This is a genomic window from Taurinivorans muris (assembly GCF_025232395.1).
Lineage (GTDB): Bacteria > Desulfobacterota > Desulfovibrionia > Desulfovibrionales > Desulfovibrionaceae > Taurinivorans > Taurinivorans muris.
In genome coordinates, this window is record NZ_CP065938.1 from 587,040 (window position 1) to 607,425 (window position 20,386).

Below are 20,386 nucleotides of genomic sequence, written 5' to 3' on the forward strand. Positions count from 1 at the left end.
AAATATCACAAAAATTTTGCACATCGCCCATGTGGCTCAGTCGGTAGAGCGTATCCTTGGTAAGGATAAGGTCAGCAGTTCAATCCTGCTCATGGGCTCCATTTTCAAAGTGAGTTATCGCTCACTTTTTTATTTTAATTGTTTTTTATGGATTGGATTGATTGCTGTTCCAACGTATCAATACGTAAAATAAAAAATAAGAAAAACATAAAAAAATATTTGACAAAGTGAAATCTATTCTATATAAGAGACAAATGTTGCCTGGGTAGCTCAGTTGGTAGAGCAGAGGACTGAAAATCCTCGTGTGGGCAGTTCAATCCTGTCCCCAGGCACCATAAATTTTACCATTAGTTTTTCCTATGCTGAATCTTCATATATATATATATATTAAAGAATAAATTTCATAATTATTTATTATTCTTATGAAACAGAAAGATTTTTTATTCAGCTATAAAATTTTTCTGTTTTTTTATTTTAAATTCCTTACGAAATTAATTGTCCATCGTATTCTCATTCAAAAAAAATATTTCCGTTTTTATAACAAAAAGAAAAAGTATCTTTTTGCATAGGAATAAGAATATGAAAAACCTGCTCATAACTTCCAACGGTTCTTTTTCCTGCGAAGAAATCATTTCCTCGCTTCACGGTGAAGCGGATTGCCTTGTCGGAACGAATATTTATCCCCAATATCTTGTCGGTGTTTCACATTTGTTTGATTATACGTATTTGATACCCAAACCCGATAACCACAACTATATTTCAACACTTTTATCCATTTGTAAAAAGCATGACATACGGTATATATTTCCTTTAATCGACACGGAAGCTGATATTCTCTCAAAAAACAGAAATGTTTTTTCCAATCAGGGGATAACTGTTTGTCTTTCCAACCATAAAAGCATCACGCTTTGCCGCAACAAATACGCGCTGTATAAAATATTTCTGCATGATTCTGTCATCACACCGATACCGACATATTCCTATGCGGATATAAAAAAAAATCAATGCGAAGAACTCTTAAAAACTTCCGACATCATTGCAAAACCTTTTAACGGCAGAAGTTCCAACGGATTAATTCATCTGTCCGATTTATCGGAAATTGATTACATTCCCAATAAAGAGCGTTATGTTTTCCAGCCCAAAATCAAAGGAAATTTTTTTACGGCAGACTATGTTCGGGATTCATTCGGTCATGATTTTTCCATTGTAAGAAAAGAAATTTTAAGAACACAGCACGGCGCAGGACTAAGTGTAAAAATAAAACAAAATGAAACAGTTCAAAATATGATTTCCCATTTAGGAAAAAAACTTCAAATTTTAGGAGCGATCAATGCGGAATTCATATTCGATGGAAAACAATATTATCTTATGGATGTCAATCCGAGGTTTTCAGCAGGCATAGCCTTTTCACGTCTGGCAGGTTATGACATAGTAAAAAATCATTTTCTTTGTTTTCAAAATAAGGAAATAGAATATGAAACAAAAATCAAAACCTGTTATGCCGTAAAACGGTATATATCATACATAACGAGAAATAACCATGATTGAATTACAAGATAAGGAATATTGGAATACCGCTTGGGACAAATACTTCGACCATTATCAGCAAGATTTGCGCCATGCCTATTATATAAACGCATTTTTGAACAATGACGAGCATAAGATTTTGGAAATAGCCGCGGGGTCGTTCAGAGATTTCCATCTGCTCAATAAATTGGGAAGAAATTGTTTTGCATTTGATTATTGTGAAAACACCGTCAAGAAAGCGAAAAAATTATTTCCCCAGTATCAAGAGAAAATTTCCCTGCAAAATGCTTTTTCAACAAGCTATCAAGATAAGGAATTTGATTTCTCATACCATAACGGTTTTTGGGGATGTTTTGAAAATGAGCAGATAATTCAATTTGCAAAGGAACAGCTCCGTGTAACCAAAAAACGGTTCGCTTTCACTGTGCATAACGGACACAATCCGGAATTCATACAATATTTTGACAAATTAAAACGGTATGATGTGCTGTATGCGGTGCGTTTTTTCACACTGAATGACATTTATCAAATCATCAATGCACTTGATATTGAAATAGAAAACGTAAAAATCTATCCGGTCGGCAAATATAAGAAATATCTTGAGGACGAATTGATTTTGCAAGGTAAAACAGACGCGCAAACCATCAGGAATTGTATTGAAAATCAGAAATTCAATAATTTATTCACATCGGAGAAATTGCTATGCATAGTGGAAAATCTCGAATAGCTATCGCCTGCACCACATATAACCATGAAAAATACATTGCCCGAGCTATTGAAAGCTTTTTAATGCAGCAAGTCAGCGAACCTTTTGAAATTCATATTTGCGACGACGCATCGACAGACAATACCCAAGCAATTATTACCGCGTATCAAAAAAAATATCCGCATATCATCAAAGCGAATTTACTCAGGAAAAATCTTTGGCAAAAGGGATACGCAATTTCAAAATACGTTTTGTTTCCAGCAATTTCAGCAGAATATGTCGCCCTATGCGAAGGGGATGATTATTTCACAGACCCCTTGAAATTACAAAAGCAAGTTGATTTTTTAGATCAGCACAAAGAGTATGCAATCTGTTTCCATCCGGTGAAAGTTATTCATGATAACGGAAAAAAAGCAGAAATTTTTCCTGATTTTCCAGATATTGTTCAAAGAAATTCTTTCACCCTTTCCGACTTGTTAATAAAAAATTTCATACAAACCAATTCCTGCATGTATCGCTGGCGCTTTAATGCAGTAGATACGCCGCAAAAACTTATTCCTGACGCTATGTTGCCTTGTGATCATTGGTGGCATTTGCTTCATGCGGAAAAAGGAAAAATCGGAAAACTGAATGAAATAATGTCCGTTTACAATAGACATAAAAACGGGATATGGACAATGAATGAAGATAATGACCCGACTTGGTATTTCAATAATGCAATTTTACACATCAACTTTTGCCTTGAAGTTGAAAAAAAATATAAGAATGTTCATTATTCGGATTTGAAAAAAAACTTGGCGATGAATTTATTTATCGTATCATTAGAACATCAACGGTATGAATTCATAGCAGAATTGAAGAAATATCCCGAATTGATGCAATATGCTCTTGAGATGTTAAAAAAAATAAACCCTGATCAAGATATGGGAAAACTCATAAAATTTATTTTAACCAAAGCATAACAAAAAACTTGATCATGAAAATCGTTACGGAGTAATACCGCAATTTTTTTCAACCGTATTGTTTTTACGAAAAGTCATAAAACCAAGGTTAAAGCTATTTCAAAAACAATTTATTTTCGGACGAGAAAAAAGGGAGCTTCGCTCCCTTCCTATAAAAAAATCATTCGTATTACAGTCACATCGTTATGATACACGCGTCAGCGCGTCAATTTCCTGAACTTCATGCGATGAGGAGTATCAGCGCCTTTGCCTAAGCGTTTGCGTCTGTCTTCCTCATATTCGGTATAATTGCCGTCAAAGAAATTGACAACGCCCTCATCTTCAAAAGCGAGGATGTGGGTTGCGATACGGTCCAAAAACCAACGATCGTGGCTGATAACAAGCACACAGCCCGCAAAGTTTTCAAGGGCGTCTTCCAAGGCGCGCATGGTATTGACATCCAAATCGTTGGTCGGTTCGTCAAGAAGAAGAACGTTCGCCCCGGATTTAAGCATTTGGGCTAAATGCAGGCGTCCTCTTTCCCCGCCGGATAAAAGGCTGACATCTTTTTGCTGGTCGCTGCCATTGAAATTGAAACGGGAACAGTACGCGCGGGCGTTGATGTCGCGGCTGCCAAGCTTTATGAATTCCGCACCTTCGCTGATAATGTCATAAACGCTTTTGCCTGCCTGCAAACTGTCACGCCCTTGGTCGACATAGGCGAGTTTGACGGTATCGCCGATTTTCATGCCGCCTTTATCAGGACGTTCCTGCCCTGCTATCATTTTAAACAAGGTGGACTTTCCAGCGCCGTTCGGTCCGATAATACCGACAATGGCTCCGGGCTGAATGATGAAATTCATATTTTCCATAAGGACTTTGTCGCCCATGGCTTTGCTGATATTTTCCGCTTGGATGACGGTATTGCCAAGGCGCGGTCCCGGCGGAATGTAAATTTCCAAATCAGCGGCAAGACGTTCGCTTTCATGGCTGACCATGGCTTCATAGGCGTTGATACGGGCTTTGCTTTTAGCGTGTCTGCCTTTGGGAGCCATTCTTATCCATTCAAGCTCACGGGCAAGTGTTTTTTGTCTTTCTTTGTCGGAACGCTCTTCCAAAGCAAGGCGTTTTTCCTTTTGTTCAAGCCATGAAGAATAGTTTCCTTTCCATGGAATACCCTTGCCCCTATCCAATTCCAGTATCCAGCCTGCGACATTATCCAAAAAATAACGGTCGTGGGTAACGGCGATGACGGTTCCGGGAAAAGTATGCAAAAAGCGTTCAAGCCAGGCGACAGATTCCGCGTCCAAGTGGTTGGTCGGCTCGTCAAGAAGCAAAACATCAGGATTTTGCAGGAGCAGACGGCAAAGGGCGACACGGCGTTTTTCACCGCCCGAAATAACGGAAACCGGCGTATCGGAAGGAGGACAGCGCAAAGCGTCCATAGCCATTTCAAGACGGGAATCAATGTCCCAAGCATTCACGGCGTCCATTTTTTCCTGAACTTTCGCTTGGCGTTCAATAAGAGCGTCCATCTCGTCCGCCTCCATGGGGTCGGCGAACTTGGCATTGATGTCATTAAATTCATGGACCAAATCGATGACTTCTTTAACGCCTTCCTCAACAACCTCGCGCACAGTCCGTGTTTCATCGACAAGAGGTTCCTGTTCAAGATAGCCGATACTGTATCCGGGAGCGATAACAATATCCCCTTCAAAATTTTTATCGACACCTGCCAAAATTTTTAAAAGCGATGATTTACCTGCGCCGTTTAAACCTAAAACGCCGATTTTCGCACCATAAAAATATCCAAGCGTGATATCTTTCAACACTTCCTTTTGTCCGTGACGTTTGGTCACACGGTGCATCGAATAAATGACTTTTTCCTGTTCGTTACTCATAATTCCTCATTTTTATAAGATTTCTTTTAAGAACGCTTTCGTTCGCTCATGCTGCGGATTGGTAAAGAAAACTTCGGGGCTTGCTTTTTCCAAAGTAACGCCATGGTCCATAAAAATAATTCTGTCGGCTACTTCTTTCGCAAATGCCATTTCATGGGTTACGCACATCATGGTCATGCCGTCGGAAGCCAAATCCTTCATGACATTTAAAACTTCATTCACCATTTCAGGGTCGAGAGCGGAAGTAGGTTCATCAAAAAGCATAACCTTGGGCTGCATTGCCAAAGCCCGCGCAATGGCGACACGCTGCTGCTGCCCGCCTGACAATTGAATGGGATATTTATGGGCCTGATTTAAAATTCCGACACGCTCGAGAAGTTCCATGGCATTGGCGACAGCCTTATGCTTCGGAAGTTTGCGGACTTTAATCGGCGCAAGCGTAATATTGTCAAGAACGCTCAAATGCGGATACAGGTTGAATTGTTGGAAAACCATGCCCACTTCACTCCGCAATTCGTTCACATCCAAATTTTTATCATAAATATCGACGCCCTCAAGCAAAATGGAACCTTGCTGAATAGCTTCCAATCTGTTCAAACAGCGGATAAAGGTGCTTTTGCCGGAACCGGAAGGTCCGCAAATAAAAACCACTTCACCTTTTTCAACCGTTTCACTGATTCCGTTTAATACATGAAAATCGCCATACCATTTATGCACGTCACGAATTTCAAGAATTGGCATATATCCTCCGTTATTCAAACACTGCGTAATAACATTCAATCAATTATAATACGTATTAATAACCCGATTTGTCAAGTTCAACCTTATGTTTTCAAAAAACAAGCCCTTGAAAAAAAAATATTTTTTATCTGTCAGACTATTGACACTTTTTATTTTTGTACTAAAATAATTATATAATTTTATTTACTCCTACGGAGGAAATATGTCCCATAAAAATTCAGGGATAATCGGGGAAGACACCTCTCTTGCGGAAGTATTCAAAATTCTTCGCAAAGTCGCTCCAACTGACAGCACGGTCCTTGTTACCGGAGAATCCGGAACGGGTAAAGAAGTTTTAGTGCGTACCTTGCATAGGGAAAGCAAACGCACCAATGCTCCTTTTATTCCTGTCAACTGCGGTGCCATTCCCAAAGAACTTTTAGAATCTGAACTTTTCGGACATGAAAAAGGCGCATTCACCCACGCCATACGCACCAAACCCGGACGTTTTGAACTGGCGGAGGGCGGAACCATTTTTCTTGATGAAATCGGGGAAATGGATACCTCTTTGCAAGTAAAAATTTTACGGGTCCTGCAGGAGAAAGAAATCGAACGGGTTGGCGGCAGCGGCCCCAAAAAAATCGACGTGCGCATTGTGGCGGCAACGAACAGGGATTTGGAACAGGAAGTCGCTCTTGGCAATTTCAGGGAAGACTTATATTACCGTTTGAACGTTATTCCGCTGCACCTGCCTCCTTTGCGTGAAAGAGGAAACGATATTCTGACATTGGCGGAAAATTTTCTGAAAGTTTTTTGTGAAAAAAAAGAACGCGAACAACTGACGTTGTCCGAAGATGTCGCAAAAGTCTTTTTGAATTACTCATGGCCCGGCAATGTGCGGGAATTGGAAAATTTCACCGAACGGTTAAGCATTTTGGCTGACGGTCCGCAAATCGTACTGTCAGACCTTTCTCCCAAAATTTTAAACGGAGTCGGGGATATAAGCAGTCTTCCCCCTCTTCCTGAAGAAATAACCATTCAGCCCGCCAAACAAAAAGATACGGCAATTTCATTAAATTCAAGCGTAAGCCAAAAAGAGAAGAAATCCCTGACCTCGATTTTGACACAAGGATTTTCCGATTTTTCAAATTCATCCAATATGCTTCCGTCCTTAATCGATATGAAAAACAACAATATGAATTTGAAAGAATTTTTAGAAATGATTGAAGATAAAATTATTAACGAAGCACTGGAACAAGTTGAAGGCATTAAAAACCAAGCAGCTGAAATTCTAGGCATAAAACGCACAACTCTTATCGAAAAACTAAAAAAACGCAATACCGAATAAACATGAAGATAAAAATAATTCTCTCCGCCCTCCTGTTAACGTTTGCAAACATTCCTTTTGCACACGCCCTTACTTGGAGTTTCGCCCAAAATAACAATTTTGACCAAATTATTATCAGCAATAATTTGAATAAGGAAAAAATTGAAACAATCAGAACAGATACCAATAAAATACTTATTCAAGGCAAAAATTTTGATAAAAATCTGCAACTGGTCAAAGGAAATCTCATAACCGATGTCATTCCGACAGAATACGGCTTAACTGTCCTTTTGAATGATAACGCCTTCGGCTTTATCCAAAATACGGATAAAGACACGTTGATTATCGGCATATATAAAGACCCTTTGGGCGCTCGCTGGAAACCGACAGAGCAACGTATCGAATTTAATAATCAAGTCAGTGAAAAAGAAGAAACAGTTAAAGCAAAGCTTGAAGAACTGAAAGCGGAGCAAAAAAATCCCGCGAATAATGCTGCCACCCTTCAAAAAAAAGAAACAACGCAAAATACGGCAGCCGCTTCCGGCGTTCCTGCGGCAATACCATCTGATAAAACAGCAAATTCAACGCAAGCGGAACATTCTCCGCAAAAACAATCTCCTCTCGCCAAACATATGCTTGTGGCGGAAGCAAGCACAAAAGCGCCTGCAAATCAGGCAAGTCAACCCGAACCTATTAAAACCGAAGAGTTGCCGGCAGACAAACACGCTTCCGAGTTTACTCCCCCTTCCGTATCGTATAAATTGAATACGAATCCGCCGACGGAAGCCGCCCCCATCACTCCCGAAGAATTGAAAACAAATGAGCTGAAACAGCAAGTAACAGACAAAAATAAAAATTCCAATTCCGGTTCTTCTGAGTTGATTCAACAAAAACAAGAAAATTTACCCCTTGTTATTGAAGATAAAACGCACGATACCGTTATTCCGAATACTCCCGAAGAAGCGGGGCTTGTTCCGGCAGAACCGGATAAGCAGGAAATCAATCCCGATGCTCCCCCTGTCGGAGAAATTATCTATGTTGACGAGCAAGGCAATGAAGTTCCGCCTCCCCTTGACATTCCCGCAACAATACAAACCATGCGAAAGGCGTATAATTTAGGCGTATACGAAACGGTTTTTGAGGAAGCAGAAAAATTAAAAGGATTTAATTTACCGAAAAACCTTTTGGAAGAAATTTATTATAACAGGGCGAAAGCGTTTTTTATCATGAACAGCACAAATATCGCGAATGTCGGAGAACAGTTCATCAACTTCGCCCATGAAGCTTTGAACGCAAGCAGCGAATCTTCTAGAAAACCCGAAATTCTTGCGGACTTGGTCGTAACGTACCTCGCCCTGAACAGACCGGAAGAGGCAAGGGCTTATACCGACATGCTCTATAAAAATTTTCCTTACAGCGTCGACACGCCCAATGCGATTTTGCTTTTAAGCGATTACTATTTGAAACAGAATGAATATGCCATTGCTTCGCAGTACCTGCAAATTTTAATTGATAATTACCCGGACAACACCTATGCCAAGAATGCGGCTTTGTTACAAATCAAAGCTCTTCATAAACTGGGAAACAATGAAAGAACCCTTTCGATGATAAACTTTACCGACCGCCGCTGGCCTAAAGTTTATTTGGAGTCTTCCGACTATCTCGTCATTAAAGCCTATATTTTTGAAGAACAGGGGCTTATCCAAGAAGCCATCGCGACTTATTGGCAGATTTTCAACTTAAATCCGAAAGCGGAAAACGCCGGCGACATACTGTTTAAAATCGCTAATCTTTATTTTGACATCAACGAGAAAGAATCGGCAAAAAAAGTTCTCAATCAACTGTATCAAGAATTTCCTGAACATAAAAACGCCCCGAAAGCCCTGCTCTATGTCGGAGAAAACGGGCGCTACGACAACGGCTTGTCTTTGGATGAAACCATTCAAATATTCAGCGAACCCAATTCAGAATATCCTCCTAAGTATTACAGAAAAATCATTGCCGAATATCCTGACAGCAAAGAAGCTGTCCTTGCAAAACTCCGTTTAGCCACCCAGACATATCTTGAAAAAAACTATCTTGAAGCGGCACATCTGGCACAAAATCTGTTCAATGAGAATATTGACAAAATAGAGAGCGACAATGCCTTGGATTTGCTGCACAGGGCGTTTAATCCGCTCATGGAGCTTTCTTTGGCGGAGCAAAACTTTGAAAGAACGTTGATCTTATGGGAGGATTTTCCCGCCATTCACGCTTTTTATGAACCTATCAGCGTAAATTTGCGAATGGCTATGGCAAGGGCTTACCTGAATAGGGATGATACCGCCAAGGCGGAGGAACTGCTCACATATTTCATGGACAGAACACCAAAAAACGATGAGGAATATCAAAACGGACTGTATGCCTACGATATTTTCTTAGCCCATGCCATTAATAAACAAGATTGGAACAAGGTCTTGGAAATAAATCAAAAAATTTCTCCATGGACGTTACCTGTTGAAAAAGAAAACAACAGGAAATATACAACGGCGCTTGCGGCGGAAAACATAGGGCTTGAAGCAAGGGCGCTTCCGCTTTGGCAGGAACTCGCCGCCAATGAAAGCATTCCCCTTTACCAAAGGGCTTATGCGCAGTATTTCATTGCACGTGACGCTGAAAAGAAACAAAATCTGCGCGGAGCATATCAAGCCAATTTGGACGCTCTTGCCATGTTTGAAGATTTGCGCTCCATGCAATCCCCTTATTCCAGTATGGAAAGAGAACGTGAAAGCATTGCCGCCCTCATGGACATCACCGAAATTGCGGGCAGATACACCGAATCCATGGAATGGCTGAACCGTTACCGCAACTATGTTTCCAATACATCGACAGATTATGCCGGTTTGCAGCTTCGTGAAGCCCGCTTGCACAAAAAAATGGGCGACACCACAAGATGGAAAAGCATTTTGGAGGATATCAGGCGGCGTGAACCAGAATCCGTTTATGGAAAAATGGCGAGCTCTGAATTGAACACTTTTGAAATGGCAAGGGATTTAACCCGTTTTACAGGAAATAACTAAATGGAAATCGGCGGTGTTTTAATCGGGCTGGGAAATCCGGGAAGCCAATATGCGGCAACAAGGCACAATATCGGTTTTCTCGCACTGGAAGCATTTTTAAAAGACATGTCCAAGGAATATCGTGTCGACCAAATTTCAAGCACAAAATTTAACGGAATAACGTTTAAGCTCGCGTATAAAAATGCCGATTGGATTTGCGCTTTTCCGCAGACATTCATGAATTTAAGCGGCGACTGCGTTCAGCCCCTGCTTGCTTGGTACAAACTGTCACCCGAAAAACTCTTTGTCATTCATGACGAACTTGATTTAATTCCGGGCAGGATACAGCTAAAAAAAGATGGCGGAAATGCGGGACATAACGGCTTAAAATCAATCAGTTCACGGCTGGGTACGCAAAATTATTATCGTCTGCGCATCGGTATCGGACGCCCGAAAGATTCCTCACAAGTAAGTTCCTATGTTTTAAGCGGCTTTGGACAGGACAGGGATGAGATAGAAAGCGCAATCGCTTCAAGCGTCACAGCATTGAAAGAAATACTTGAATCAGGCGCGCTGAAAGCCATGAACAAAATTAATATGAAGAAGAAAGATTAATCTTGCCAAAGCTGAAAAAAATGGCTATAAGGCAAATGCAATCCATTTTTATATCTTTTTTCCCCTTTACAATCTATTTTTATTACGGACGGATTTTTTATGTCTGAAACTGTTGCAAAAACAAAAAGAAGAAAAATTGTGGCTGAGAATGTTGTTGAAGAAAAACCCGTGAAATCAACACGCGGAAGAAAACCAAAAAAAGAAACAGAAAATATTCAAGAACAAGAAATCTCTTCCATGCCTGATCTTTCTTCAGAACAAGAAATTTTTTCCGAGCCGCAGCCTCTTGATGATTATTCCTACGCACTTGCTGATGATACTACCCCAAAAAAACAATATAAAAGAAAATTCATTCATAAAAAGACACCTTCCCAAGAACAAATTTCCGAGAAAAATTCCGCAGCGGAAACATTTTTAAGCTTATCGGAATTAAAAACCCGCAGTATGAACGAGCTGATGGATTTAGCAGAAAAATATCAACTCGATAATGCAAGCAGCATGCGCAAACAAGAATTGATTTTCGCGTTATTGCAGTCCTGCGTTTCACAAAACGGAACCATCATAGCCGACGGAGTTCTTGAAGTTCTTCCGGACGGATACGGATTTTTGCGTTCCCCTTTAAGCAGTTATATGCCGGGGGCTGATGATGTTTATGTTTCTCCTTCGCAAATCCGCCGTTATCATTTGCGCAAAGGCGATATTGTCAAAGGGCAGATCCGCCCTCCCAAAGAAGGAGAACGCTATTTCGCCCTTGTGAAAGTCAATGAAGTGGGCTTTGAACCTCCGGAAAATGCCAAGCATTTGGTATTGTTTGACAACCTGACCCCTATTTTTCCGGATCAGCAGCTGCGCATAGAAACCGATGAAAACAACCTTTCCGGACGCGTTATCGATATGATGTCCCCCATCGGACGCGGACAGCGCGGTTTAATTTTGGCTCCTCCCAAAACCGGGAAAACAACGTTACTGCAAAATATCGCCAACGCAATCAGCGCTTCTTATCCGGAAATATATCTTATCGTGCTTCTTATCGACGAAAGACCCGAAGAAGTCACGGATATGGAGCGCACGGTTAAAAACGCCGAAGTGATCAGCTCCACCTTTGACGAACCGCCGCAGCGCCACGTTCAAGTTACTGAAATGGTTTTAGAAAAAGCCAAACGTTTGGTCGAAAGAAAAAAAGACGTTGTGATTATTTTAGATTCAATAACCCGCTTGGGACGAGCTTACAACGCCGTTACGCCTTCTTCCGGCAAAGTTTTGTCAGGCGGGCTGGATGCCAACGCGCTGCAAAGACCCAAACGTTTTTTTGGCGCGGCAAGAAATATTGAAGGCGGCGGAAGTCTGACCATTATCGCTTCCGCATTGATTGATACCGGATCACGCATGGACGAAGTGATTTTTGAAGAATTTAAAGGCACCGGCAATATGGATATCTATCTTGACCGCCATTTGGCTGAAAAACGGGTCTTTCCGGCAATTGACATCAATAAGACCGGTACTCGGAAAGAAGATTTGCTCCTTTCCGAAGAAAATCTTAATCGGATTTGGATATTGAGAAAAATTCTGGCGCCGATGTCCTCCATCGACAGTATGGAATTTTTGCTTGATAAAATGCGCGGTACCAAAAATAACAAAGACTTTCTCAATGGAATGAGCAAATAAGACAATATGAGCAATAACCAAGAAAATAACGAGAATACGTCTAAAAAAACAAAAATAAAAGCCAAACAGTTTGAAAATCTTTTTGAAGAATTAAAACTTGAAAAATCAGGCATAATTCATAAAATATTCGCACCCGTCATAAAAATATTCAAACCTGTTTTTTCCAAGCTTGCTTTCCTTAAAAAGAAAAAAATTTGGATACCGCTTCTTGTTTTTCATATTCTCTTATTTTCCGGCATAGGCATTTTCAGCTATTATCAATCAATAAAAAATTACAGAGCCGATTATATTCTCAGCTCTCTGCAAAATTCATTAATCAATAACGACCCTGTTCTTTTTAATGAAATTATCGATTTTTCAGATTTTTCCACACATTTTATCAATGATTTCATTAAATTAATTCAGGGATACAAATATGTGTATACGCAAATCGGTGAAATTCCCTCCACGAAAACCATAGAAGACAATATTTCCTTATTATTGCTGGATATTTTTAAAGGAAATGAATATAAGAACGATTTCATCAATAAAACCCGGTTCATTCCCCAAAATATCAGCCAGCTCCTGAAAGAAGCGAATTTTAAAATATCCAAAGACGATAAGACAAAAACGTACACAATCACCACGACGATTTTTGACGAATATTGGCAAAGCATCCCTATCAGGCTTGAACTGCAAAAAACAGATGAAGGGCTTAAAATCATAAAATTAGCCAATCTCGACGAAATATTGCAAACGTACAATTATCTGCTCTCGAAACGCCATAATCAGGAACAGAATTTCAATACCTTAAAAGACCGTAAAGAACGTTACAACATCGTAAGATACTTGCCAAATTCCAAATGTACGGCAAAATTGACCAAAAACCGTGAAAAAGACATGCTTTTTATTTCTTATAGCGCTGATCCGAATTTTCTTTCGGAAAACCTTGTTTCTTATGCCGTAACTATCACTGTCAGCAATGACGAAGGATTGAATATTTTAGAGCAAACGTTTAAAAACAATACGATAGTTACTCCGGACAGCGGCGTTCAAACGGCTTGGCAAATTCCCCTCACCGCAGAACAGCTTGAGCAGCTCTCGGCAGCCAATGCCGTACTTTGTGAAGCAACGCCTTCCATGATCAATGCGGAAAACGGAGATTACTTCGACGTTAGAAAAAAGTAATTGCCAGTTTTTAAATTTAACCGTATAATTACGTATGATTTTTTCTAAGGAGAAAATATGGCTCGTTCAATACATTTAGCACTTCATATTCACAAAGACCCTGCCGCCATGGCGGAACGCGTTGCACACCATTTGGTACAAATTTGTGAAGAAGCAATCGAAGAAAGAGGTATTTTCACTCTTGCGCTCTCAGGCGGCACCACGCCTATCCCTCTTTTCAGGCTTTTGGCGGAAAATGACTGGGCGGAACGGCTGCCATGGGAAAAAATCATGATTTATTGGGGCGATGAATACTGCGTTCATCCTGACGACCCCAAAAGCAATTACGGCATTGCCAGACGCGAACTTTTGTCAAAAGTACCCGCAACCCGTTTTTACAGAATGAAAGGTGAAGGCAATCCGGTAGAATCCGCACTTGCTTATGAAAATTTAATTAAGGAACATTTCCGCTTAGCCCCCGGAGAATTTCCAAAATTCGACTGTATTTTGTTAGGGCTTGGCGACGACGGACACACCGCATCCCTTTTCCCCGGAGAATACGCCATTCAAGAAAAAGAGCGCATTGTTATCGACCAATACGTGCGCAGCAGAAATGCGGATAGGATTACACTGACACTTCCTGTTTTAAATAATGCCCGCTGCTGTTTATTCATGGTCACCGGCAAAGAAAAGCATGACGCTTTAAGCAAAACCCTCAATCTTTTAAGCGAACCGGAACTTCCCGCTCAATTCGTACGTCCCACCGGCGGGGACTTGATTTGGGTTGTTGATGAAAGCGCTGCCCTTGGCATTGATAAATAGTGACAATTCAATTTATCATTTTTATAATTACCAATCGAATATAGGAAAAAAGCATGGATATAAAGGAAATCGATATCTTAGGTGATGATATTGACAACCACTGGTATTATAAGTCAAAGGCTTTGGCTGTTTCCAAAGTTTTACAGCCCTATAAGAAAGATACGATTTTTGACATAGGAGCAGGTTCCGCTTTTTTCTCTAAATACCTTATCAAAAATTCAGGGGTAAAAGAATCTTGGTGCGTCGACATAGCGTACGATTCCGAATATGACGAACAGTATGCCGAAGGACTTATCCATTATAGAGAGGAATGTCCGGAAGTTGAACCTGATTTGACTTTATTTGTCGACGTACTCGAACATATTGACGATGATGAGGCATTTCTGAAAAGTTATGTGGAAAAAGCACCAAAAGGAAGCTATTTCTTCATATCCGTTCCCGCATTCAAGTTTTTATGGAGCCAGCACGATGTTTTTCTTGGACATAAACGGCGCTATACGTTAAAAAACTTAGAAAATCTTGTTGAAAATTCTTCTCTTTGTCCTGTGAACAGTTTTTATTATTTTGGTTCCGTTTTTCCTTTAGCCGTACTAACCCGTATGGCTGACAACCTCTTTTCAAAAAAAGACACTCCTAAATCCCAATTGCAGCGCCATTCAAAATTTGTAAATTCCTTTTTGTCTTTTCTTTGCACTCAAGAAACAAAAATTATGCAAAAAAATCGTTTCTTCGGTCTTTCCGCCATGTGTATCGCGTATAAAAAAGACTAGAATATTTCAGCATAGCATGCATATTTTTTATGACTCTTGACCACTATCTTTTTCAAGATTATGATTATGAATTCAGAAATGAGAATTTTGCGGATTTTATGGAACAAATTTACTTTAAAAACAAAAAGTGATGTCTAGCCCCTTTTTTATTTTTTGGGGAATTATAGCTCTGCTGTCGCTATCCGCAAAGCTCGTAAACTCGCTGACGGCTATTGCACCCCCTAAACGCAAACCCGCTATGGGCAAAGTCTGTAACGGTGTTGTTTTATTATCTGATTTTATCAATATTGTCTTGTAATATTAAAACGTTTTGAATAGGGAGCACAGGAAAACTTTTGGAAAAGTTTTCCCCGTGAAAGTTTAAATTTTGTATCTGTAATTCTAGATGCTAGAAAGATGTGTTATCTGTCTGAATTTTTTCGTTCCTCCGGCTTAGCCAGTGTTTTTCTACACTGAAGCGACAAAAAAGCCTCTCAAAAAGAGGGGCAACTTTCTATGCTTCGTTATTTTTAATCGAAGCCGCAATAAAATCTCTGAATAAAGGGTGTGCTTTCATGGGATTGGATTTGAATTCCGGATGGAACTGACAGCCGACAAACCATGGGTGATTTGCAATTTCCACAATTTCCATAAGTTCGTCATCAGGTGATGTTCCACTGAAAATAAGACCTTTTTCTTCAAGTATCGCTTTAAACTTATTGTTAAATTCGTAACGGTGGCGGTGTCTTTCAAAAATTTCATCCGCCTTGTAGGCATCATATGCCTTAGTGCCTTTTTTCAATTTGCAGGGGTACGCGCCAAGACGCATGGTTCCGCCCTTATCGCTTGTGCAATCGCGGATTTCACGTTTATTTGTTCTAAAATCAAACCATTCTTTAATCAAATAAATAACATTGTTTTCGCAATCAGGCACAAATTCTTCAGAATTGGCATCGGATATTCCGGCAACATTACGTGAAAATTCCATAACGGCGCATTGCATGCCCAAACAAATTCCGAAAAACGGAATCTTGTTTTCACGTGCATAGCGTATCGCCTCAATTTTTCCCTCAACACCTCTATACCCAAATCCACCGGGAACCAAAACACCGTTACAACCCGCAAGCATATCCGCGACATTGTCTTTGCTTATTTCTTCGGAATTCACATAACGCAGCTGGACTGTTGCAAAATTGGCAACGCCGGCATGAATAAGCGCTTCATGCAAGCTTTTATATGCCTCTTTCAAATCAACATATTTTCCGACAATCCCGATAGTTACAGTATGTTTTGGATTGTTGAAATCAGCGATCAGCTTGCGCCAAGGGTCAAGTTTCGGATTTCCCGCATTGAGCTGCAGCATGATTACAACTTTTTGGTCAAATCCTTCCTCATAAAATTTTAAAGGAACTTCATAAACATTTTTGACGTCAACAGAAGAAAAAACCGCTCCTTCTTCAACATTGCAGAAAAGGGAAATCTTGCGCTTCAATTCTGTCGGGATTGTTTCCTCACAGCGGCAAAGAACAATATCAGGCTGTACCCCAATGGAAAGAAGCTCTTTTACGCTGTGCTGGGTCGGTTTCGTCTTATATTCGCCGGCGGCGCGAAGGTAAGGAACCAAAGTCAAATGGATATTCAGGCAATTGTTCCTGCCAAGTTCGGAGCGAAGCTGGCGCATAGCTTCCAAAAACGGCAAACTTTCAATATCGCCGACAGTACCGCCGATTTCAATAATAGCGACATCTGGAGCGTCTTCAGGACTTGCGTCCGCAGCCAAACTCAGCATACAGCGTTTGATTTCATCGGTAATATGCGGAATGACCTGCACGGTTCCTCCGAGATAATCGCCGCGGCGTTCCTTATTCAAAACAGTGTAATAAACACGTCCTGCCGAAGTGCTGTTTCTTTTGGACAGTGAAATGCCGAGATAGCGTTCATAATGCCCTAAATCAAGATCGGTTTCCGCGCCGTCGTCAGTGACATACACTTCCCCATGCTGAAAAGGGTTCATTGTTCCGGGGTCGACATTAATATATGGATCAAGCTTTTGAATAGTAACTTTAAGCCCTCTGGCTTTGAGCAATGCTCCTAAAGAAGCTGCTGCAAGACCTTTACCTAAAGAAGATAAAACACCGCCGGTTACAAAAATAAACTTGGTTTTCATGCTGACCTCAATAAAAGTTATTACTCAAATAAGAAAGAAAGCCAAAAACGAACAAAAATTTTTCTTTTTATCACGCATTGACCTTTTATTATTTCGCTACTATACTATATTTTCAAAAGAAGAAAAGAAAATTTTTTTAATAAAAAAATATAAATTAAAACAAATAGTTTTATTAAAAAACATAATGGAGCTAAAATGGCAACTGTAAAAGCGCTTGTTTTAACCGGGTATGGCACAAATTCACATAAGGAAACCGCATATGCCGTCCGTCAGGCCGGTGCCGGTGAAGCGGATATCGTACATTTTTCAGATATTGTTTCCGGTGCGGTAAAATTAAACGATTATCAATTTCTTCTTTTTCCCGGTGGCTTTTTAGACGGCGACGATTTAGGCGCAGCACATGCCGCCGCCCAACGCTGGCTTTATTTAAAAGACAGCGAAGAAAAACCGCTTCTTGAGCATTTAAACAAATTCCTTGATGACGGCAAATTAATTATGGGAATTTGCAACGGATTTCAATTGCTTGTCAAACTCGGAATTTTGCCCTGCCTTGACAATAAACGTTTTGAACGCCAAGTTTCCTTAACCCATAATCTTTCCGCCCGCTATGAAGACAGATGGGTGGAATTAAAAGCCAATCCCAAAAGCCCCTGCATTTTCACACAAGGAATTGATTTGCTGCAAGTTCCGGTTCGCCATGGTGAGGGAAGAATTGTCACGCCTGATGAAGCAACCCTCGACCGTTTGGAACAAGAGAATTTGATTTGCCTGCAATATACAAATCCCAATACAAGTGAAATTACGCAAGAATATCCTTACAATCCGAACGGTTCACCTAAAGCGATCGCCGGTCTGACAGACCCCACAGGACGTGTTCTCGGACTCATGCCGCATCCCGAAGCGTTCAACCATAGCACGAACCACCCTCATTGGGCGAACAGCAACGATAAAAAAACAAGGACGTTGGGAACGGTTATTTTTGAAAACGCAATCAATTATCTAAAAAAATAATATTTTCTTAAAAAATGTTATGAAGTTATTTGATATACTTTGATATACGTAGAAATATTCCTGACATATTCATAATCATAACATCGAACAAAAAAGACAAGCAAAAAGTCCCTCGCACCATGAGGGACTTTTTGTTTGTCCGCTTTTCATGTTTTTTTAATTTTCATTCTCACTTTCATCTGTATCGTCATAATTAAATTCCAGAGAAAAAATTTCCCAACTGGCGATAAACAGCGTCGCAATAAGCGGCCCGACAACAAAACCGTTCATGCCATATATGACAAAACCTCCCAAAGTGGATAACAATATAAGATAATCCGGCAGCTTCGTATCACGCCCGACTAAAACAGGACGTAAAATATTATCCATCAACCCAATAACGACAGCGCCGAAAAAGAGCAGGATAAAACCTTTTAAAACCGCGCCCACGGCAAAGAAATAAATGCAGACGGGAAGCCAGACAATACTGGCTCCGACCATGGGAATAAGGGAAAACAAGGTCATAACGACCCCCCACAGCAAGGCGGAACTCACCCCTAAAAAATAAAAAACAAGCCCGCCCAGCGTTCCCTGCACAATAGCAACAATCAAACTTCCCTTGATAGTCGCACGTGTCACTTCGGTAAACTTTGCAAAAAACAGCTGTTCTCGCTTATAGCCGAGAGGCAATGCTTTATGCAGTTTCATGACAAGCATTTTGCTGTCGCGCATTATGTAAAATGCAACATAAAGCATAATGGCAACCTGCATGATGAAAGAAAGCGTTCCTTGTCCGAGATGTACTGTTTGCTGAGCGACAAAACCGCTTACTCTTAAAGCGAATGAACTGATTTTTTCTTTTACCTGCGCAGGGTCGAGATTTAATTGATTAAAAATATCCTGTATGAAAGGATACGCCTTTTGAATTTCATCAAAATAATAGGCAGGATTAATTGTGCCGGAACTCAATGAAGCATAAATTTTAACGCATTCCGCTATTACGGAACTGATAATGAACAAAAACGGCAAGACAACAATCATGGTGCAGCAAAACAATGTGCACAATGTGGCGGTGTTTTTCCATTTAATATGGCGGCTGAAAAAATTTTGCACGGGAGCGAAAACAATAGCCAAAGCGACAGCCCAAAAAATCGCTCCCAAAAAAGGCATTAACAGGGCGAAAAAAAGCAAACTTACAAAAATAAGGAAAACTAAAAATGAACGGAACTCGAAAACACGCTGCATAATGATTTCAGTACGACCTCGATTTATGGAATGTTTTACAAAATATTTCCTTCAAGAGAAATTGTTTTTACAATTAAAGAAGTATCTGCTCCGCTAAGCTCCAGTGCGTTTTTGAGCATGGTTTCCAATTTGGAACAGCAAGGGACAGCCATTTTTACAAGCAAAATGCTTTCGACTGAATTTATTTTTAAAATTTCAGCCAGTTTTTCAGTATAATCTTCAACCGCAAATTTTGGACAGCCAATCAGCGTTATTCTTCCTTGGATAAATTCGCTGTGAAAATTTCCATACGCAAACGCTGTGCAGTCTGCGGCAATCAACAAATCAGCTTCTTTTAAAAATTCGGAATTTGAATTGACAAGGCTGATTTTCAAAGGCCATTGCGATAATTTCGAATGAATTTGTGACGGGTTCAAAATCTTATTTTTTAATTCACTTATGGTATTGCCCGGAGAATTGCCGTTTTTTTGATTTTTAAAGTGCGAAAACAAAATCGCTTCATTAAACGGCAAGGCTTCCCTCTCGATAAAGCTTATCGCCCCCATCGGACACACCGGCAAACAACTGCCGAGTCCGTCACAATAATCGTCGCGGACGAGCTTCGCCTTTCCATTTTCAAGAACAAGCGCTCCCTCGTGGCAGGCATTTATGCAAAGCCCGCATCCGTTGCATTTGTTTTCATTGATTTCTATTATTTGCCTTTTCATAGCTTCTCCGATTTTAAAAAAATTTCATAGTTGCAAAAAAATACATTTGACTATACTTCCGTTTTATGAAAAAAAACAAAAATATTTATCGAAACTAACAGCATATGCTTTACCCGACAA

16 protein-coding genes and 2 tRNA genes are annotated in these 20,386 nt (G+C 40.2%); 13 read left to right on the forward strand and 5 right to left on the reverse strand.

The window, feature by feature from the left end:
* The first annotated feature begins 25 nt into the window (after positions 1 to 25).
* The 5 genes from JBF11_RS02675 (at position 26) to JBF11_RS02695 (ending at position 3,195) form a co-directional block, all read left to right on the forward strand.
* A tRNA-Thr gene (locus JBF11_RS02675) sits at positions 26 to 101 on the forward strand.
* Positions 102 to 259: 158 nt separating this feature from the next.
* A tRNA-Phe gene (locus JBF11_RS02680) sits at positions 260 to 335 on the forward strand.
* Between the two features lie 244 nt (positions 336 to 579).
* Positions 580 to 1,548: an ATP-grasp domain-containing protein gene (locus JBF11_RS02685; protein ID WP_334315842.1), complete on the forward strand. Its 969-nt coding sequence runs from the start codon at positions 580 to 582 to the stop codon at positions 1,546 to 1,548.
* Positions 1,541 to 2,254 (forward strand): class I SAM-dependent methyltransferase, encoded by a 714-nt coding sequence (locus JBF11_RS02690; RefSeq protein ID WP_334315843.1) that lies wholly within the window; start codon positions 1,541 to 1,543, stop codon positions 2,252 to 2,254. Before JBF11_RS02685 ends, JBF11_RS02690 begins: the two co-directional genes overlap by 8 nt.
* Positions 2,230 to 3,195: a glycosyltransferase gene (locus JBF11_RS02695; RefSeq protein WP_334315844.1), complete on the forward strand. Its 966-nt coding sequence runs from the start codon at positions 2,230 to 2,232 to the stop codon at positions 3,193 to 3,195. Before JBF11_RS02690 ends, JBF11_RS02695 begins: the two co-directional genes overlap by 25 nt.
* A 197-nt stretch (positions 3,196 to 3,392) precedes the next feature.
* Here JBF11_RS02695 and ettA read toward each other — a convergent pair whose 3' ends face one another.
* Together ettA and JBF11_RS02705 are read right to left on the reverse strand one after the other, a co-directional pair.
* A complete protein-coding gene (gene ettA / locus JBF11_RS02700; RefSeq protein WP_334315845.1) occupies positions 3,393 to 5,075 on the reverse strand; it encodes an energy-dependent translational throttle protein EttA in 1,683 nt (560 codons plus the stop codon).
* A gap of 12 nt (positions 5,076 to 5,087) precedes the next feature.
* Positions 5,088 to 5,816 carry an amino acid ABC transporter ATP-binding protein gene (locus JBF11_RS02705; RefSeq protein WP_334315846.1) on the reverse strand — a complete coding sequence of 243 codons (729 nt, stop codon included), beginning with the start codon at positions 5,814 to 5,816 and terminating at the stop codon, positions 5,088 to 5,090.
* Between the two features lie 202 nt (positions 5,817 to 6,018).
* On the opposite strand from JBF11_RS02705, the gene JBF11_RS02710 reads away from it, so the two are divergent.
* From JBF11_RS02710 to JBF11_RS02740, 7 genes are all read left to right on the forward strand, one after another.
* A complete protein-coding gene (locus tag JBF11_RS02710) occupies positions 6,019 to 7,143 on the forward strand; it encodes a sigma-54 interaction domain-containing protein (RefSeq protein WP_334315847.1) in 1,125 nt (374 codons plus the stop codon).
* Positions 7,144 to 7,145: 2 nt separating this feature from the next.
* Positions 7,146 to 10,181, forward strand: coding sequence for a tetratricopeptide repeat protein (locus JBF11_RS02715; RefSeq protein ID WP_334315848.1), 3,036 nt, complete (start codon positions 7,146 to 7,148; stop codon positions 10,179 to 10,181).
* Positions 10,182 to 10,775 carry an aminoacyl-tRNA hydrolase gene (gene pth, locus JBF11_RS02720; RefSeq protein WP_334315849.1) on the forward strand — a complete coding sequence of 198 codons (594 nt, stop codon included), beginning with the start codon at positions 10,182 to 10,184 and terminating at the stop codon, positions 10,773 to 10,775.
* 381 nt (positions 10,776 to 11,156) lie between these two features.
* On the forward strand, positions 11,157 to 12,440 hold the full coding sequence (gene rho, locus JBF11_RS02725) for a transcription termination factor Rho (protein WP_334316304.1): 1,284 nt from the start codon (positions 11,157 to 11,159) through the stop codon (positions 12,438 to 12,440).
* A 6-nt stretch (positions 12,441 to 12,446) separates the two neighbouring features.
* Entirely contained in the window at positions 12,447 to 13,607 is a 1,161-nt protein-coding gene (locus tag JBF11_RS02730; RefSeq protein ID WP_334315850.1) for a hypothetical protein, read from the forward strand.
* A 57-nt stretch (positions 13,608 to 13,664) separates the two neighbouring features.
* Entirely contained in the window at positions 13,665 to 14,408 is a 744-nt protein-coding gene (gene pgl, locus JBF11_RS02735) for a 6-phosphogluconolactonase (protein WP_334315851.1), read from the forward strand.
* Positions 14,409 to 14,461: 53 nt separating this feature from the next.
* Positions 14,462 to 15,178 carry a class I SAM-dependent methyltransferase gene (locus JBF11_RS02740; protein WP_334315852.1) on the forward strand — a complete coding sequence of 239 codons (717 nt, stop codon included), beginning with the start codon at positions 14,462 to 14,464 and terminating at the stop codon, positions 15,176 to 15,178.
* Between the two features lie 493 nt (positions 15,179 to 15,671).
* Here the strand turns inward: JBF11_RS02740 and JBF11_RS02745 are convergent, their stop codons facing one another.
* Positions 15,672 to 17,324, reverse strand: coding sequence for a CTP synthase (locus JBF11_RS02745; protein WP_334315853.1), 1,653 nt, complete (start codon positions 17,322 to 17,324; stop codon positions 15,672 to 15,674).
* Between the two features lie 195 nt (positions 17,325 to 17,519).
* Between JBF11_RS02745 and JBF11_RS02750 the strand changes: the two genes are divergently transcribed.
* Entirely contained in the window at positions 17,520 to 18,335 is an 816-nt protein-coding gene (locus tag JBF11_RS02750) for a phosphoribosylformylglycinamidine synthase subunit PurQ (protein ID WP_334315854.1), read from the forward strand.
* A 156-nt stretch (positions 18,336 to 18,491) separates the two neighbouring features.
* Here the strand turns inward: JBF11_RS02750 and JBF11_RS02755 are convergent, their stop codons facing one another.
* Both JBF11_RS02755 and JBF11_RS02760 read right to left on the reverse strand, forming a co-directional pair.
* Positions 18,492 to 19,559, reverse strand: a complete 1,068-nt coding sequence (locus JBF11_RS02755; protein ID WP_334315855.1) for an AI-2E family transporter — start codon at positions 19,557 to 19,559, stop codon at positions 18,492 to 18,494.
* A gap of 35 nt (positions 19,560 to 19,594) precedes the next feature.
* A complete protein-coding gene (locus JBF11_RS02760) occupies positions 19,595 to 20,266 on the reverse strand; it encodes an ATP-binding protein (RefSeq protein WP_334315856.1) in 672 nt (223 codons plus the stop codon).
* Between the last annotated feature and the right edge of the window lie 120 nt (positions 20,267 to 20,386).

Bases quoted from the DNA above. Each gene is read 5' to 3' on its own strand.
- pth (WP_334315849.1), top strand. From the start codon at position 10,182: ATGGAAATCGGCGGTGTTTTAATCGGGCTGGGAAATCCGGGAAGCCAA.
- JBF11_RS02750 (WP_334315854.1), top strand. From the start codon at position 17,520: ATGGCAACTGTAAAAGCGCTTGTTTTAACCGGGTATGGCACAAATTCA.
- JBF11_RS02705 (WP_334315846.1), bottom strand. From the start codon at position 5,816: ATGCCAATTCTTGAAATTCGTGACGTGCATAAATGGTATGGCGATTTT.
- JBF11_RS02730 (WP_334315850.1), top strand. From the start codon at position 12,447: ATGAGCAATAACCAAGAAAATAACGAGAATACGTCTAAAAAAACAAAA.
- pgl (WP_334315851.1), top strand. From the start codon at position 13,665: ATGGCTCGTTCAATACATTTAGCACTTCATATTCACAAAGACCCTGCC.
- JBF11_RS02715 (WP_334315848.1), top strand. From the start codon at position 7,146: ATGAAGATAAAAATAATTCTCTCCGCCCTCCTGTTAACGTTTGCAAAC.
- JBF11_RS02710 (WP_334315847.1), top strand. From the start codon at position 6,019: ATGTCCCATAAAAATTCAGGGATAATCGGGGAAGACACCTCTCTTGCG.
- JBF11_RS02740 (WP_334315852.1), top strand. From the start codon at position 14,462: ATGGATATAAAGGAAATCGATATCTTAGGTGATGATATTGACAACCAC.
- JBF11_RS02760 (WP_334315856.1), bottom strand. From the start codon at position 20,266: ATGAAAAGGCAAATAATAGAAATCAATGAAAACAAATGCAACGGATGC.
- JBF11_RS02755 (WP_334315855.1), bottom strand. From the start codon at position 19,559: ATGCAGCGTGTTTTCGAGTTCCGTTCATTTTTAGTTTTCCTTATTTTT.
- ettA (WP_334315845.1), bottom strand. From the start codon at position 5,075: ATGAGTAACGAACAGGAAAAAGTCATTTATTCGATGCACCGTGTGACC.
- JBF11_RS02745 (WP_334315853.1), bottom strand. From the start codon at position 17,324: ATGAAAACCAAGTTTATTTTTGTAACCGGCGGTGTTTTATCTTCTTTA.
- JBF11_RS02685 (WP_334315842.1), top strand. From the start codon at position 580: ATGAAAAACCTGCTCATAACTTCCAACGGTTCTTTTTCCTGCGAAGAA.
- JBF11_RS02695 (WP_334315844.1), top strand. From the start codon at position 2,230: ATGCATAGTGGAAAATCTCGAATAGCTATCGCCTGCACCACATATAAC.
- JBF11_RS02690 (WP_334315843.1), top strand. From the start codon at position 1,541: ATGATTGAATTACAAGATAAGGAATATTGGAATACCGCTTGGGACAAA.